This window comes from Moorena sp. SIO3I6, from assembly GCF_010672095.1.
This window is the reverse complement of sequence record NZ_JAAHHU010001359.1, coordinates 1-1,391: the sequence shown is the minus strand read 5'-3', so window position 1 is coordinate 1,391 and position 1,391 is coordinate 1. Positions and strand designations below refer to the sequence as shown.

General features: G+C 43.1%; 1 protein-coding gene. It reads left to right on the top strand.

Going from position 1 to position 1,391, the window contains the following annotated elements:
- On the top strand, nucleotides 1–1,072 hold a 1,072-nt coding region (locus tag F6K49_RS49310; protein ID WP_293110063.1), incomplete at its 5' end, for an esterase-like activity of phytase family protein.
- Nucleotides 1,073–1,391: the final 319 nt, after the last annotated feature.

The window sequence follows — 1,391 nt, the reverse complement described above, 5'->3', positions numbered from 1 at the left end:
TCTCAACCTTTCCGTGGACTTCTTAGGGGAGTATCAACTCCCCCAAACGGAATTCAAAAATACAGTAGTGGGAGGATTGTCAGGATTGGCCTATGATCGGGAACGCGATCGCTTTTTAGCTGTTTCTGATGATCGTTCTCGATTAGCTCCAGCCCGATTCTACACCCTGAAACTAACCTTCAATCCCACCGATACAGGAAACATAGGGATTGAAAACGTAGAAGTGGAAGATGTCACTTTCCTCAAAGATAAAAATGGTGAAACCTTTGTAAGGGGTACCCTAGATCCAGAAGGGATTGCTTGGTCTGGAAAAGATTCTGTATTTATCTCTAGTGAAGGGGCTACTAATCAAGGCATTGCTCCATTCATTCGGCAGTTTGATATAGCAACAGGACAACAGTTGCAAAATTTAAAAATTCCCCAGCGTTATCTACCGAATGATACTGACCTAGAAACAGTCAGTAATGGTATCCAAGATAACTTAGGCTTTGAAGCATTAACCTTAGAACCGATCAGCCTAGCTGCAGCCAGTGGGCAAGAGTCATTTCGCTTATTTAGTGCCAGTGAGTACTCCCTACACCAAGACCAGCCAGAAACAGATACCGAACAAGCAGCGGGAATTCGTTGGTTGCACTATTTGATTGGAGACGTTACTCCTCCAATGCTGGTTAGTGAACATCTTTACTTACTCGACCAAGACCCCCCTAACACCATTGCTCACGGTTTGACTGAGTTATTAGCATTGGATACTGCAGGACATTTTCTGAGTTTGGAGCGTACCTATGGTTTATTTGGATTCAGTGCCAAACTTTATCAAGTGGTGACCGGTGGAGCAACCGATACCACCAAAATTGCTAGTCTCAAGGGTAATATTGCCAAGATTAAGCCACTGCAAAAAAAGTTGTTGTTGGATTTGAGTGAATTGGGGATTTACTTAGATAATTTAGAGGGAATGACCCTTGGTCCGCGCTTGAGTGATGGCACTCAGAGTTTAATTTTGGTGAGTGATAATAATTTTAGTGAGGCTCAGGTGACACAGTTTCTGTTGTTTGGGATTAAAGGTTTAAAATAGCCCAAAGAAACCAGAGGGATTCCCAAGCTCTCGCCAGTAAACTATCAGCTATAGCGCTGGGCGCAGGAAATACAGAATAGGGAACTTTGGATCAGGGTCATCATGGGTGCTTGTCAACTAAAGGTTTTAGCAATTGGTATTGATGCAGAACCCAAACCATAAGGGACTGCATCAATACCATGTATTCTAAAGATACCAACTGCATCAAACACTACTTCATCCGAAGTTCCCGCTATTCTAAGTTCAACACTTCTGGTAATGACTCATTCTACGGATATCGCTACTTTAGCTCGCTGGATGGCAGCTGATTTTAGTAACC